At 72.8% G+C, this 14,179-nt stretch carries 13 protein-coding genes and 1 pseudogene; 3 read left to right on the forward strand and 11 right to left on the reverse strand.

Going from position 1 to position 14,179, the window contains the following annotated elements:
- The 3 genes from I53_RS16855 to I53_RS16865 all read right to left on the reverse strand — a co-directional run.
- Positions 1 to 553, reverse strand: a 553-nt coding sequence (locus I53_RS16855; RefSeq protein ID WP_043352666.1) for an alcohol dehydrogenase catalytic domain-containing protein, incomplete at its 3' end; no start/stop codon positions are given.
- 10 nt (positions 554 to 563) lie between these two features.
- Entirely contained in the window at positions 564 to 1,208 is a 645-nt protein-coding gene (locus tag I53_RS16860; protein WP_043352669.1) for a BON domain-containing protein, read from the reverse strand.
- 25 nt (positions 1,209 to 1,233) lie between these two features.
- On the reverse strand, positions 1,234 to 1,434 hold the full coding sequence (locus tag I53_RS16865; protein ID WP_043352670.1) for a hypothetical protein: 201 nt from the start codon (positions 1,432 to 1,434) through the stop codon (positions 1,234 to 1,236).
- A gap of 132 nt (positions 1,435 to 1,566) precedes the next feature.
- Here I53_RS16865 and I53_RS35185 point away from each other — a divergent pair.
- Together I53_RS35185 and I53_RS16870 are read left to right on the forward strand one after the other, a co-directional pair.
- Positions 1,567 to 2,106 (forward strand): annotated as a pseudogene (locus I53_RS35185) (phosphoketolase); the annotation flags it as partial.
- A gap of 119 nt (positions 2,107 to 2,225) precedes the next feature.
- Complete coding sequence (locus I53_RS16870; protein WP_251982342.1) at positions 2,226 to 4,109, forward strand: phosphoketolase family protein; 1,884 nt, start codon at positions 2,226 to 2,228, stop codon at positions 4,107 to 4,109.
- A gap of 402 nt (positions 4,110 to 4,511) precedes the next feature.
- Here I53_RS16870 and I53_RS16875 read toward each other — a convergent pair whose 3' ends face one another.
- The 8 genes from I53_RS16875 to I53_RS30485 form a co-directional block, all read right to left on the reverse strand.
- Complete coding sequence (locus I53_RS16875; RefSeq protein WP_187294366.1) at positions 4,512 to 5,225, reverse strand: Crp/Fnr family transcriptional regulator; 714 nt, start codon at positions 5,223 to 5,225, stop codon at positions 4,512 to 4,514.
- Between the two features lie 656 nt (positions 5,226 to 5,881).
- Positions 5,882 to 6,358 carry a hypothetical protein gene (locus I53_RS16885; RefSeq protein ID WP_081948758.1) on the reverse strand — a complete coding sequence of 159 codons (477 nt, stop codon included), beginning with the start codon at positions 6,356 to 6,358 and terminating at the stop codon, positions 5,882 to 5,884.
- An 11-nt stretch (positions 6,359 to 6,369) separates the two neighbouring features.
- Positions 6,370 to 7,020, reverse strand: coding sequence for a BON domain-containing protein (locus I53_RS16890; protein ID WP_043352676.1), 651 nt, complete (start codon positions 7,018 to 7,020; stop codon positions 6,370 to 6,372).
- Between the two features lie 80 nt (positions 7,021 to 7,100).
- Positions 7,101 to 7,448 carry a DUF1476 domain-containing protein gene (locus I53_RS16895; RefSeq protein ID WP_043352687.1) on the reverse strand — a complete coding sequence of 116 codons (348 nt, stop codon included), beginning with the start codon at positions 7,446 to 7,448 and terminating at the stop codon, positions 7,101 to 7,103.
- A gap of 90 nt (positions 7,449 to 7,538) precedes the next feature.
- Positions 7,539 to 10,142 (reverse strand): magnesium-translocating P-type ATPase, encoded by a 2,604-nt coding sequence (mgtA, locus tag I53_RS16900; RefSeq protein WP_043352678.1) that lies wholly within the window; start codon positions 10,140 to 10,142, stop codon positions 7,539 to 7,541.
- Between the two features lie 39 nt (positions 10,143 to 10,181).
- Entirely contained in the window at positions 10,182 to 11,543 is a 1,362-nt protein-coding gene (locus I53_RS16905) for a S41 family peptidase (protein ID WP_043352680.1), read from the reverse strand.
- Positions 11,544 to 11,616: 73 nt separating this feature from the next.
- Positions 11,617 to 13,275 carry an AAA family ATPase gene (locus I53_RS16910; protein ID WP_083936087.1) on the reverse strand — a complete coding sequence of 553 codons (1,659 nt, stop codon included), beginning with the start codon at positions 13,273 to 13,275 and terminating at the stop codon, positions 11,617 to 11,619.
- Positions 13,236 to 13,709 (reverse strand): SPW repeat protein, encoded by a 474-nt coding sequence (locus I53_RS30485; RefSeq protein ID WP_051044851.1) that lies wholly within the window; start codon positions 13,707 to 13,709, stop codon positions 13,236 to 13,238. Before I53_RS30485 ends, I53_RS16910 begins: the two co-directional genes overlap by 40 nt.
- Before the next feature lie 138 nt (positions 13,710 to 13,847).
- On the opposite strand from I53_RS30485, the gene I53_RS16920 reads away from it, so the two are divergent.
- Positions 13,848 to 14,179: hypothetical protein (locus I53_RS16920; protein ID WP_043352682.1), on the forward strand; the 332-nt coding region annotated here is incomplete at its 3' end.

Consider the following 14,179-nt stretch of genomic DNA (forward strand, 5'->3'; position numbering starts at 1 on the left):
CCTGCCAGCGGCAGATCTGGGCGACGATGTGGGCGGCCGCCCCGAACCCGTAGAGACCGACCGTTCCGGCATCGCCGGCCATCCGCAGCGTGCGCCAGCCGATCAGCCCGGCGCACAGGAGGGGCGCCGTCGCGACCGGGTCCAGGCGCGCGTCGAGCGGGATGGTGAAGGCGGCCTCGGCCAGGAGATGGCTCGCGAAGCCGCCGTCGCGGGTGCAGCCGGTGAAGCCGGGGGCGTCGCAGAGGTTCTCGCGCCCCGTCTCGCAGTAGGCGCAGTGCCCGCAGGCATGCCCGAGCCAGGGCACGCCGACCCGCATGCCCGGTCGCGGCGCCGTCACGCCCGCGCCGACCGCCTCGACGCGCCCGACGACCTCGTGTCCCGGCACGATGGGATAGACGGCCTGGGGCAGGTCGCCGTCGATGACGTGGATGTCGGTCCGGCAGACCGCGCAGGCCTCGACCCGGATGCGCACCTCGCCCGGCCCGGGGTCCGGGTCCGGACGCTCCTCCGGGACGAGGGCCGCGCCGATCTCCCGCAGGACCATGGCCAGCATCGGACCGGCCTCACGCGAGGGTCAGGCGATCCTCGACGGCGCGGACGCCGGGCGCCGACCACGCGGCCCGCTCGGCGATCTCGCGCTCGCTCCAGACATCGACGCACCCGTCGAGGGTGACCTTGTCGCCGTCCACGTGCACGCGGATCGTATCCGGATCCCGCGCGCTCCGTCTCAGGGCCGCGAGGATGCGGGACTTCACCTCGGTGGCCTGCGCGAGCGGCTTCACCGCGATGAGATTGACGATGTCGGTGACGCCGGCCAGGCGCCGCAGCGCCTGATCGACGGCCGCCTTCTGGTGATAGAACGGGACACAGCCGTCGAGCGTGACGCAGCCCTTCTCGACCTTGAGCGTGACCGCGTTCTCCGGGATCTGCACGTCCCATGCGAGCACCCGGGCGCAGCGCTCGGCCAGGGCCTCGTCGCCGACGATGGGGCAGTTCGGATAACGGACCTCGATCCGCTCCACCACGCCCCGCACGCCGCGGACCCGGAGCACGACGCGCTCGGCGATGCCCTTCTCGGCGTAGTTGCGGACATGCCCCGTCAGGGTCACGATGCCGTTCTCGACGGTGACGCCGATCTGCGCCGCGTCGATCATCGGAGCGTATTCCAGCTCGTCGAGCACATGCTGGTGCACGGTCTTGTCGTCCATCACCCGTCTCCCCGCGTCGCTCGGTTCAGAGGACCAGCCAGAGCAGCACAGTCGTCACCGCCGAGGCCGCGATGGCCAGGGCCAGGGCCTGCAGACTGCCGATGCGCCCGTAGTGGTAGCCATCCGCCACGATGCGCCGGCCCGCGTCGTTCCGCGGCTCGAGCCTGAGCGGCATCCATACGCGGCGCACCGTCCGGATGTGGGTGGATCGAAGCACCAGGGTCATCGTTCGCTCCCGTCTTGGCTGACGGGGCCATCTTGCCGTCCTGCCCGGGGAGGGCCTTGATCCACCTCAACGCCGCCGGGCCCGGCCCCCGGCAGGGTCCGCCCCGGGTTACGGATCCGCCGGGAGGCCGACATGGACGCGAGGCACGGCTCGAAGGAGCGCCGCGACGGCGAAGGCCGGGACGACGGACACGGCCTGGCCTTCGTGCCCGGGCCGCTCGGACCCGATGGCCTCGGGACGATCGACGCCTACTGGCGCGCCGCCAACTACCTGTCGGTCGGGCAGATCTACCTCATGGCCAACCCGCTCCTGCGCGAGCCGCTCAAGGCGGAGCACGTCAAGCCGCGGCTCCTCGGCCACTGGGGGACGACGCCCGGCCTCAACTTCATCTACGCGCACCTGAACCGGATCATCCGGCAGCGCGACCTCGACATGATCGCCGTTTGGGGACCGGGCCACGGTGCGCCGGGTCTCGTGGCCAACGCCTACCTGGAGGGCACCTACAGCGAAATCTACCCGGACGTGGCCCGGGACGCGGTCGGGATGGGCCGCCTGTTCCGGCAGTTCTCGTTCCCCGGCGGCATCCCGAGCCACGCCTCGCCCGAGCTGCCGGGCTCGATCCACGAGGGCGGCGAACTCGGCTACTCTCTGGCGCATGCGTTCGGGGCAGCCCTCGACAATCCGGGCCCTGACGTCGCCTGCATCGTCGGGGACGGCGAGGCCGAGACCGGGCGCTCGCCGCCGCCTGGCACGCGAACAAGTTCCTCGACCCGTGCTCCGACGGCACGGTCCTGCCGATCCTGCACTCACGGCTACAAGATCGCCAGCCCGACGGTCCTCGCCGCATGCCCGCGGACGAGCTGCGCAGCCTTCTCGTCGGCTACGGCTACGCGCCGGTCTTCGTCGAGGGCGACGACCCGGCCCCGATGCACCAGGCCATGGCCACGGCCCTCGATGCCGCCTTCGACACCATCGCGGAGATCCGGGCGCGCGCCGGACGCGGCGCCGTCGAGCGGCCCCGCTGGCCCATGATCGTGCTGCGCAGCCCCAAGGGCTGGACCGGGCCGCATTGCGTGGACGGCAAGCCCGTCGAGGGCACATGGCGTGCGCACCAGGTGCCGGTCGCCGCCGTCCGGGAGAACGCGGAGCACCGGGCGATCCTCGAAGCCTGGATGCGCTCCTATCGTCCGGAGGAGCTGTTCGCGGAGGACGGCGCCCTCGTCCCCGAACTCGCCGCGCTGCCGCCGAAGGGGGCGCGGCGCATCTCGGCCAATCCGCACGCCAACGCGCACAAGAGCGCGCCTCTGCGCCTACCCGACCTGAGCGTGGCGGCCGTCGCGGTGCCGGAGCCCGGCCGCACCAGGGCCGAGGCCACCCGCGCGCTCGGGGCCTACCTTCGGGAGGTGCTGACCCTGAACGCGCCGACGCGCAACTTCCGCATCATGGGGCCGGACGAGACCGCCTCGAACCGCCTCGACGCGGTCTTCGCGGTGACGAGCCGCGCTTGGCAGGAGGCGATCCTGCCGGGCGACGAGAACCTCGCCCGCGACGGCCGCGTCATGGAGGTGCTGAGCGAGCACCTCTGCGAGGGCTGGCTGGAGGGCTACGTGCTGACCGGGCGGCACGGCCTGTTCGCGACTTACGAGGCCTTCGCGCACGTGGTCGATTCGATGGTGAACCAGCACGCCAAGTGGCTGAAATCCGCGCGCGACCTGCCCTGGCGCCGGCCGGTGCCGTCCCTCAACATCCTTCTCTCGTCCCATGTCTGGCGGCAGGACCACAACGGCTTCAGCCACCAGGACCCCGGCTTCATCGACTTCGTGGCCAACAAGCGGGGCGACACGGCCCGCATCTACCTGCCGCCGGACGCGAACACCCTGCTCTGCGTCATGGACCATTGCCTGCGCACCTACGACCGCATCAACGTCGTCGTGGCCGGCAAGCAGCCGGCCCTCCAGTGGTTGAGTCTGGACGAGGCCGTCCGCCATTGCGCGGCCGGCGTCGACATCTGGGACTGGGCCTCCAACGAGGGTGCGGGGGAGCCGGATGTGGTGATGGCCTGCGCGGGCGACGTGCCGACCCAGGAGACGCTTGCCGCGGTGGATTGGCTGCGCCGACATGTCCCCGCGCTCAAGGTCCGGGTGGTGAACGTCGTCGACCTGATGACGCTGCCTGCGCCCGAGACGCACCCCCACGGGCTCGACGACGCAACCTTCGACAGCCTGTTCACCTCCGATCGGCCCGTGGTGTTCGCCTATCACGGCTATCCGTGGCTCATCCATCGGCTGACCTACAAGCGGACGAACCATGGCAACTTCCACGTCCACGGCTTCATCGAGGAGGGCACGACCACGACGCCCTTCGACATGTGCGTGCTGAACCGCCTCGACCGCTTCCACCTCGCGCTCGCCGCGCTGCAGACGGTCCCCCATCTCGGGGCATGCGCCGAGCATGCCGAGCAGGCGCTGCGGGATGCCTTGGCGGCCCATCACGCGTATGTCCGTCGCACCGGCGACGACCTGCCGGAGGTGCGGGATTGGGTCTGGCCGGACCGGCATGCGCACCCGCATCCGGACCGTCGGCGGATCGACGGCGACATCATGCAGTGCGGTCCGACCACGGGAGAAGAGCCTCGCCCGGGCGAAACCCTGGACGACTGGACGGTCGTCACCTGAGGCCGGGCGATGATCCGCGTCCTCGACGCCGGCGCCTCCAGCCTGCGCCGCGCCCTGTCCCGGCCGGGTGCCGACGACCCGGCGTGGCGCGCCCGCGGTCGCCGACACCGGTCATGAGCGGCGCTCCCGATCGGAGGCCTCGACGCGCCGGTGCTGGGCGCGCTGGACGAACCCCCCGGGCGTCCCTTCCTGACTGCGATCACGGTATCGGTGCCCGACCTTCGGGGTGTCGCGACGGCCCGAAGCGCGCGTGCCGCCCGAGGCGTCTTCGAGGCGTCTTCGGGCCGTCTTCGGGGCCGCGCCATCCCCCGGGCTGGACGCAATCGCGGATGAGTCCCTCCGCGAGGGCCACCCCAAACCCGGATCCGGGGGGAGCCGAACCCGGGCCGTGTCCACCCCGGGTCAGGGGGGCGGGAAATCCAGGTTCAGGTAGGCAGGGTCGAATTCGGCGACCTTCCGGAGACCGTCCCAGTCCTCGATGGTCATCCATCGGCATCGCTTGGACACGAGCCCGGCCTGCTGGAGCCTCTTCATGGTTCGGTTCGCGTGGACCGATGTGAGGCCTAGGGCGCTGCCGAGTTCCGTCTGCGTCAGGGGCATCGGAAATCGGAAGGCCTCGGTGATGCCGGCCGCCGCGGCCCGGGTGAAGAGTTCGCAGATCAGGTGCGCCATCCCCGCATAGGCCTGACGGTGCCCCGCATTCAGGAGCCAGCGGCGGGTTATGGCCGCCTCGGTGGCGGTTTCGACCTGAATCAGACGGCCGATGCCGGGATGCCGCTCGACGAGCCCGTGCAGGACGCCGTGCGGAATGATGCCGATGCGGCATGGGGTGAGCGTGGCGATGACATGATCCATCTCGCCCCGCAGAAGGCCCTGCAGGTCCAGGGCGTCGCCGGCGAGTTGCAGGCCGAGAATCTGCGGCCTGCCGTCCTTCAAGGGGACGTACCGGCACGTCCAACCCTCCAGCAGAAGGCGGCATTCGGTCGGCGTGTCGCCCTCGCGCACGATGTCCGTGTCCGCCTCGACGTTCACGACCCGGGATACGGATGCGGCGAGGGCATCGATCTCCGCGGCCCAGACGCCGCCGGACCGATCCAGCCTGCGCCGGATGGTCAAGGTCCAATCCACGCCCGACGGGCGCGTGGGGTCGTGGGCGAACTTCCGCCGGCCCGTCTGCGCGTCCCGGGCGCGTGCCAGGGGGAGTGTCGGCGGTAGTGTCGGGGGCCGTGTCGGGCCAGGGGGGGATTGCGCCGCCTCGCGTCCCTGGGCGGTGATCGCTTCGTGGCTCAGCCTTGAGCGCGTCTTCCCTTCGGCTATCGACATCATGCGCCCCCAGTCTCGCTGGATGGAAACAGGTCGGCGCCGCGCCGCGGTCGTGCCTTGCGGTGGATCAAAGGCGCCCGGTTCGAAGCCTCCACGCCATCCGGCATCGCGGCACGGTGCACCGCCTGCCGCCCGGCGGCCCCCGGAGATCATCGCCGCACCCTGAGGGACGGCGGGGGGCTGCACGCTCCATCGCGCTCACGCGCACACACCCCCCATCCCGACCCCGCCATCGCGGCCGTCGCGCCCCTCCGTCGAACCGACGGAACAGGCTGCGATGTCGGCCGGCCGCACCCATCGGTACAGGAGACGGTCGACCGCGCCGGCCCGGGCGAGCGGCAGATCGCGCCAGAAGGTGCGCCACCGCGTCAGAAGGGTGCTCTCGGCGGGCCCGAACTCCGACGGAGGCGGGCACAGGGGCAAGACGGGACAGTCCGCGCCCCCGCCCGTCATGATCCGTCCCCGCCGTCCGGATGGGTGAGGCGGGCGACCTTGAACGTGCGGTAGACCGCGCCGCCGGCATCCCGGATCGAGACGTACTCGCCTTCGACGAAGACGTGGGTACCCAGATGGTAGCCGGCCTCGTCATCCTCGTTCGTCCAGTCCTCGTAGTCGATCAGCCAAGTCGCGCCGCCCTCGCCACCGGCCCGGTGCACCAGGCGGCCGTGCCGGTCCGGCTCGCCGATCCAGAAGCGGCGGACGCGGCACCGGTCGCGGGTCTCGCGCCAGAGCGCCGGGTCGAGGTGCCCGTCTGGCGTGAGGGGCGCCACGATCTCGTAGCCCCGTCCGGTGCTGCCGTCCGGATGCTCCGGGCAGCGCGCCAGCGTCAGCGTCACGCGAGACAGTCCGGGCCGGGCATCGGGTTTCCCCGGAGGTCGTCCACCCTGGAGCGGGGCGGCGTCGAGCGCGTGCGATTCGCCGGACATGGCGGTCCTCCTCAGCTCAGGGCCACGATGCGGTCTTCGACGGCGCGCACGCCCGGCACCGACCACGCGGCGCGCTCGGCCGCATCGCGCTCGGCCCAGGCCGTCACCGCCCCCTCCAGGGTCACCTTGTCCCCCGTGACGGTGACCTTGATCCCCTCCGCCTCGAACAGGGCGCCCCGCCGGAACGCCTCCAGGATCTTGTCCTTGACCGCCGCCGGCGGCACCTGCCGCCGAATTTCGATGAGGTTGGTCACGCCGTGCACGCCGGTGAGCTTCCGGACGGCCGCCTCGGCGCCCGCCACTTGGTACTGCCAGTCCACCGTGCCGGTCAGCGTGACCCAGCCGCCGGCCACCTTCACCTGGATGGCGTCCTTCGGCAGATGCACCGACCAGTCGATGATCGCGAGCGCCCGGGCGGCGATCTGGTCGTCGGCCACCTTCTTCTCATCGGCGTAGCGGACCGCGATCTCCTGCGCGATGGCGCGCACGCCCCGGACGCGGCGCACGGCGCGCTCCGCCTCCACCTTCTCGGCGTAGCTGCCGACATGGCCGGTGAGCGTCACCACCCCTTCGGAGACGGCGACGCCGATATCCCCGGCGTCCAGGCTCGGGTCGAAGTCGAGTTCGTCGAGCACCGCCCGGCGCAGGTCCTTGTCGGTCATGGGGTCCTTCCTCATGGCGTGTCTCCCGATCGTTCTGGCTGGCGCGATGGCGCGGGGGCGCCTCGGCGCTGCGGCGCGGCCTAGACGGAGGAGCCTCGATTCAGCGCGACGCCGACGCGCCGCTCGGCCTGGGCGAGCGCGGCGCACCGCTCCAGCTCCGTGCGCAGGCGGGGGATCGTCGCGTCGATGCCGGCCGCCCCGAGATCCGACCGAAGCCTGTCGATCAGCGCTTCGTCCTCGGTCACGACGGCGTACTCCGTGACGGCGGTGACGTAGTCTTCCGCCGCCTGGCCGGTCAGGTTCATCCGCTCGGAGGCCCAGGCGGCCAGGAGCCGGTTGCGCCGGTTGCGGGCGTGGAACCGCGCCTCTTCCTCCTGGACGAAGCGGCGTTCGGCGGCTCGCTCGCGCTCGTCGAACGTCGTGGTCATGGAAGCCTCCATCCCGTGAGCGGTGCCGGACCGCGCCGGCTGCGGTTCGGCCATCCTTCAACCGGCCGGCGCCGCCGGCCTTGAGGCAGATCAAGGTTCGGCGCGCCGATGGCGGGCGCGGTGCGGCGGGCGGGCGGCCCAGGGCTTCACGGTCTCGACCGCCGCGAGGTAGGCGAGGGTGATCAGCGCGATGCCGAGGAGCGTCGGCAGAGGCGGGGCCTGGAAGCCGAACCAAGGCCCTGCCGGCGTGAAGGGAAGGGCCAGCGCGGCCGCCAGTGCGGCGAGCGAGGAGCACGCCAGCGCCGCGCTCGGACGATCCCGCCAGGGGCGCCCGCTCGTCCGGATGACGAAGATCACGAGGATCTGCGTCGCCATGGATTCGAGGAACCAGGCCGTCCGGAATTCCTCCGCCGAGGCACCGAAGAGGAAGAGCAGGGCGCCGAAGGTCAGGAGGTCGAACAGCGACGAGAGCGGGCCCATCACGCCCGCGAACCGGAGGATGGCCGCCATGTCCCAGACCTGTGGCCGGGCGGTCGCGGACGGCGCCACATGGTCGAAGGGGATGCCGACCTCCGAGAGGTCGTAGAGCAGGTTGTTGAGAAGGATCTGCGTCGGCAGCATCGGGAGGAACGGCAGCGTCACCGACGCGACCGCCATCGAGAGCATGTTGCCGAAGTTCGAGCTCGCGCCCATGCGGATGTACTTCAGGATGTTGGTGAAGGTCCGCCGCCCCTCCTCGACGCCGTCGGCGACGACCGCGAGGTCCGAGGCGAGCAGGATCATGTCGGCCGCGGCCTGCGCGACCCCGGTCGCGCCCTCGACGGAGAGGCCGATATCGGCCTGCGCGAGGCCCGGCGCGTCGTTGATGCCGTCACCCAGGAAGCCCACGATCGCGCCCCTGGCCTGAAGCGCCCGCACGATGCGCGCCTTCTGGTCCGGGGTGAGCCGTCCGAAGGCGTCCACCTTGCGGGCCTGCACCGCGAGCGCCGCATCGCTCAGGGCCGCGACCTCGGAGCCGGACAGGACCGTGGTGGTGTGAAGCCCGACGAGGCTCGCGAGGCGGCGCACGACCACCGGGTCGTCGCCGGACAGGATCTTCAGGCGCACGCCGGCGCGCGCGAGCCGCGTGACGGCGGCGGCGGCCGTCGGTTTGGGCGGGTCGGCGAAGGCGCAGAAGCCCTCGAAGACGAGGTCGGCCTCGTCCGCGGTTCCGGGCGGCCGCATGGGCCCCGACCAGGGCCGCGACGCGACCGCGATGGTGCGCAGCCCCTCCTCGGCCAGGCTCCGGACCTGCCCGAGGGCCGCGCCGCGTTCCGCCGGGCCCATCGGCTCCGTCCCCTCGCCGGCGCGGCGCGCGGTGCACAGCGCCAGGACCGCCTCCGGCGCGCCCTTCAGGATCAGCAGCGGCCCCTCCGGTCCCTGCGCGAGGACCGACCCGGTGCGCCGCCCGTAGTCGAACGCCCGCTGGCCGGCCAGGACCCACGCCCGGCCCGCGTTCGGGTGATGGTCGACGAGGGCCGCGTCGAGCGAGCTGCGGTCCCCGCCGAGATCGGCCGCGACCGCCGCGAGCCGCGACGGCCGCGCGTCCTCGCGGCCCGCCGGATCGAGGCTGCGGCCCAGGGCGATCTCGGCCGAGGTCAGCGTCCCGGTCTTGTCGGTGCACAGCACCGTCATCGCGCCGAGGTCGTGGATCGCGGCGAGCCGCTTCACGATGACCTTGCGGGCCGCCATGCGCAGAGCGCCCCGCGAGAGCGTCACCGTCGTGACCATCGGCAGCAGTTCCGGGGTGAGGCCGACGGCGAGCGCGACCGCGAACAGGAGGGAGTCGAGCACGGGGCGGCCGAGCACGACGCGGGCGGCCAGGACGCTGAGCACCAGGGCCAGGGTCAGCCGGGCGACCATGAGCCCGAAGGCGTGGAGGTCGCGCTGGAAGGGCGAGGATGCCCGCGCCTCGGCCAGAACCGAGGCCGCCGCGCCGAACATCGTGGCGGGGCCGGTCGCGACGACGAGGGCGGTTGCCTTGCCCGTCCGCACGACGGCGCCGCGGAACACGGCGTTCGAGGCCTCCGCCGGCTCTGGAGACGTCACCGGCCCGGCCCGCTTCTCCACCGGGTAGGGCTCGCCGGTCAGGGCGGCCTCGGCCACCGTGAAGGCGTCGCCGTCGATCACGAGGGCATCGGCCGGGACGATGTCGCCGGCCCGCATGCGCAGGATGTCGCCGGGAACCACCTGCTCCACCGGGACCGTGACGAAGCTGCCGTCCCGCCTGACCTCAGCCTTCAGCGCCACCGTGTGGCGCAGGGCCTCGGCGGCCCGTGTGGCGTGGCCCTCCTGCACCGTGTCGAGGCCGATGGACAGGCCGAGGATGGCGACGATGATGACGCCTCCCACCACGTCGCCGGTCACGACCGAGACGAGGCCGGCCGCGATCAGGATCAGGGCGAGCGGTTCGAGCAGGCGGCGGAGCACGGCCTGCAGGGCGCCGCCGGCCCGCGTCCCGGCATCGCTGTTCGGCCCGTAGCGTTCGAGCCGTCGCGCGGCGTCGACCGCGCCGAGCCCGTCGAGCCCGCATCGGAGCTCGGCGCAGAGCGCCTCGAGGCCGCGCACCCAGAACGCCCCGCTCGGCCCGGGCGACGACAGCTCCGTCGGAGTGGCGATGTCGCGCGCGCGCGCCGGAACCGCCGTCATCTCCATGGGTCGACCCGTCGCTCTCCCGCTCGCGGCGGCACGACATCACCGGTTGGGACTGGGGTCGTTGCGGTGGATCAAGCCGCCGCCGCTCTGGCTGACGGCCAGCAGATGCTGCACGGCCGCCGTCAACGGCCGGTCCCGCGACGGATCGATGAGGCCGTCCGCGACGAAGCCGTCCTGCAGCGAGCCGCCGCCCGCACCGGGCTCCGGCGATAGGCGGCCCTGCGTCCCGGCCGCCATGCCGTCCGGGGTCACCACGCGGTCGGGTGCGATGCCGTTGCCGTCCACCCGGCGGCCCGCGGGCGTGACGAACCAGGCCGTGGTGAGGCGCAGCGCGCGCCCGTCGCGATGGGCATAGGTGGTCTGGACCGCCCCCTTGCCGTAGGTGCGCGTCCCGATGAGAATCGCCCGCCGGTGATCCTGAAGGGCGCCGGCGACGATCTCGGCCGCGGACGCGGTCCCGCCGTCGACGAGCACGACCAACGGAAGGCCGTCGATCACGTCGGCACCGGTCCTGTCCAGCGCGAACCGCTCGACGCTGCCGGGGTCCCGGCCGACCAGGCGCACGATCTCGCCCCGTCCGAGGAAGGCCCCGGCCACCGCGACGGCCTGCACGACGAGGCCCCCCGGATTGCCGCGCAGGTCCAGGATGAACCCCGTGAGCCTGTCACGGCCGATGCCGGCCTTCAGGTTCGCCACCGCCCTGAGCAGCCGGCCGGTCGTGAATTCGTCGAAGTGGTCGAGCCCGAGATAGGCGACGGTATCCAGGGCTTTCAGACGCACCGGGTGCAGCGGCAGCCACTCCCGGATCAGGACCATCTCGGCCGGGGCAGGCTCGCCCGGCCTGACGACCCGCACGCGCACCGCCGAGTCCGGCTCTCCGCGCAGGCGGTCGGCGACCTGGTCGGGCGCGATGCGCCCGATGGCGACGCCGTCGATCTCCTGGATGATTGTCCCGGGCGTGAGGCCGGCGCGCGCGGCCGGGGCATCGGGAAGCGTGCGCCGCACCGTCCCGTCCGCGTCGACGACCACGCCGATGCCGGCATAGCTCCCCGTATCCTGCTCATCGAGCCGGCGGAACTCGGCCGCGGTGAGGTAGTGTGAATGCCGGTCCAGCGCGGCGAGCATCCCGACGATGGCCGCGTCGATCAACGGACCGTCGCCGCGCATGTCGGCCGCCCGTGACCGGATGGCGTGGAATGCGGCCCCGAAGAGGCGCAGGTCCCGATAGGGCGAGTCCTGGAACCCGTCCGGGCGTAGGCCGACGTCGGGTGCGGCGGGGCTCGTGAGCAGCGCGCCGGCGGCGCCGGCGAGCCAGGCCGCCCCGGCGAGGCAGCACGCGGCGCCGCGACCGGTCGGCCCCCGGTCGCGTGCCGCCTTGCTTGCGATCGGTTTGAACGGCATCGCCCGGTTCGACGTCCACGCGCGCGGTGAGGATGGCTCTCCGCGCCCGGCCTCGCCTTGACGTGCGTCAACGTCACCGCGTGTGCGGAGGCGGGCCCTGCGCGATGGCGATCGTCGTCGGAACGCCCCGTGCCCGCTCCGGCCGATCCGGCGGGGTCGGGGTCGCCGGTGACCCGTCGGGTGGCCGGGCCGCCGGCCAGCCCGTCACGCCGGCGCTCCCCAGGAGCGACAGGACCGTCGCGCGCAACGCGTCCACGGGCTGATCGGCGCGGAGCTCGTGCCACGCGAGGGCGCCGCGACCCCGCGCGACCTGGGCCGCCAGGACCGTCGCGGTGGCATCCGAAGGGTCGCCGGCGCGGCTGTCGATGCGGCGCGCGAGCAATGGGGCCGGGGCCTCCAGCCAGACGCCGCAGAACCGGGCCCCCCGGTCTCGGGCGAGGGCCTCGATCTGCGCCCGCTCGGTCGGTCGGTCGAAGACCGCATCGGCGACGACGCAATGGCCCGCGGCCAGGACCCGCCCGGCGTCCCGCCGCAGGATCGCGTAGACGCGCCGCGACACGGTCTGGGCGTAAGCCGCCGCCGGGAGCCGCGTCAGGGCGTCGACCCCGTGCAGGCGCTTGCGGATCCGATCGCTCGACAGGATCCGGGCGCCCGGGGCCGCGCCGATCCAGGGGGCCGCCGCCGCCGCGACGCTCGACTTGCCGGAACCGCTGAAGCCGCCGACCGCCAGGAGGCCCGCCGGCCTGTCGGTCAGCAGGTCTCCCCCGAGGGCGAGATACGCGCGCGCCTCGGCGGTCCTGGCGGCGGCGGCCGCGCCGGTTCCGTCCGCCGCTTGAGCCGCCGTGACGTGGGCGCGGATCACCGCGCGCAGCGCCATCAGGACCGGCAGCAATCCGAGACCGTCGGTCTCGTCCGCCCCATCGAGGTAGCGATTGAGCAGGAGGTTGGCGAGGTCGAAGCGCGACCGGTGCCAGAGGTCCATGAGGACGAAGGCGAGGTCGTACAGGATGTCGGTCGTCGCGATGGTTTCGCTGAACTCGATGCAGTCGAACGGCGTCGGCTTGCCCTCGAACAGGCAGATGTTGCGCAAGGTGAGGTCGCCGTGGCAGCGGCGGACCTTGCCGGCGGCGCGGCGGGCGTCGAGCAGGGGGGCATGCCGCGCCAGAACCGCCCGGAACCGCGCCGTCAGCGTCGCCACCGCGCCGGTCGAGACGAGCCCCGTCGCCAGGAGCGCCGCCGCGTTCAAGTCGACGAGCGCCGTCAGGGCGGCGGCCCCGCCCTTGTCGCGGTGAATCTCCGCGCCGGCATGGAAGGCGGCGATGACCTGGGCAAGGTCCGCGATATGGTCCGGTCCGAGGCGACCCTCGCACGCCAGGGTGTCGAACAGGTCCGCCTCCGGGAACCGCCGCATCTCGACCACGGCGTCGACGAGGTTCCCGGTCCCGTCGAAGGCCAGGCCCCCGTCCGGTCCGCGCGTGATCCGCCGGGCGCCGAGGTAGAGCGCGGGTGCCGTGCGGCGGTTGAGCACGACCTCGGCCTCGCAGGCGGCGAGGCGCCGCTCGGGGGTCGAGAAGTCGAGATAGGGGAAGCGGACGGCGCGCTTGAGCTTGAACACGCGGCTGCCGGCCAGGAAGAGCCGGGAGATGTGGGTGGTTACGGTCTCCACCTGTCCCGTGCCCGACAGGGCCTGCGTCAGGAACGCGGCGACGGCGTCCTGGTCCCCGGTCGACATGCGGATCGATCCTCGCTGACCCTGGGCGTCGCGCGGGCCGCGGGCGGCGCGGTTTGCCAAGCAGATTTCTGGGCCGATTTCTGGGAGGCGGGCAGGTCCCGCAGCCGCCACAGCCAGGAGCCGGCCGAGACGAGGAGGGCGACGCCGAGGCCCACGTGAGCCCAGGCCGCGGCGTCCTGGAAGCCCAGCGCCCAGGGGGCCGCGCAGGACCAGAGACCGGCCGCCCCGATGGCGTACACTTCTCCCTCACGGGTGCGCATCAGCGTCAGGGCCGCCAAGGCCAGGATCGTCGCCCCGGTGATCCAGGCGTTCCAGGCCGCGATGTCCTCGGATCGGAAGCCGAAGTACCAGGGCGCCAGGATCAGGCCCGCCCCCAGCATGAGGTTCCAGCCCCCCAGGAAGATGTCTTCCGGCTGGTTGTCGATGGTGCGCATCGCCCCTCGTCCCCGGGGTGTGGCGGGCCCTGGGCCGCCGCCGACCGAGATGTGCGCCGATGTCGCCGGATCGGCCTTGAGATGGATCAAGGGCGCCGCCGCCGCGGTGGGGCACGCAGGGACTTTCAGGAGTCTGTGATGGCCGCACCAGCCGACAAGACCGACCCCTTCGATCCATTCGGCGTCGCCGCCGCGATGACCGGATGGTGCTGCCTCCTGAAGGCGGCACAGGAAATCCGGGACATCGACCAGGAGATGATGGAGACGATGATGGAGGCCGACGCCGCGGCGCCCGCCGGCCTGTCGCCGGAAGCCGGCGCGAAGCTCCAGGGCGTCGTCAGCCTGATGCGACGCCTGCAGCTCGACCCCGAAGCCGTTCGGCGGAGCGAGCCCGAGACCATGCGGGCGCTCGAGGCCGCCTTGCCGGCCTGCGGCGCGCGGAGCCGCTGCGAACGCGAAGCTCCGGGCCG

It is taken from the genome of Methylobacterium sp. B1, assembly GCF_000333255.1.
GTDB classification, from domain to species: domain Bacteria; phylum Pseudomonadota; class Alphaproteobacteria; order Rhizobiales; family Beijerinckiaceae; genus Methylobacterium; species Methylobacterium fujisawaense.